A 298-nucleotide genomic window follows, 5' to 3' on the forward strand; every position below is an offset into this window, starting at 1 on the left:
ATGTTCGCCATGCCGCCTTTCGGTTTTCAGACTGCCGTCCGTGCCGATGCGCCGCGCGTTGCCGATGCGATGGAATTTCTCAACGCCGCCAAAGAAACCCTGGCCCCGCATTTGCCCGAAAGCGTCTCTCAGTTCGGCGCCGCACCCATGCTGATGGTCCGCCTCGCCGAACGCGAACGCGCGCAAATCTTCCTCGAATCCCCGTCCCGACATGATTTGCACCGCGCCTTGAGTTTATGGGTGCAAGTGTTGCAGCAAAACCGCGATGGTAAAATCAGATGGTCAGTGGACGTTGATG

The 298-nt window shown here is 58.7% G+C and carries 1 pseudogene; it reads left to right on the forward strand.

Annotated elements, in window-relative coordinates:
- Nucleotides 1-298 (forward strand): annotated as a pseudogene (locus tag ACTHTK_RS10270) (primosomal protein N'); the annotation flags it as partial.

It is taken from the genome of Neisseria sp. P0006.S009 (genome assembly GCF_051962915.1).
Lineage (GTDB): Bacteria > Pseudomonadota > Gammaproteobacteria > Burkholderiales > Neisseriaceae > Neisseria > Neisseria subflava_E.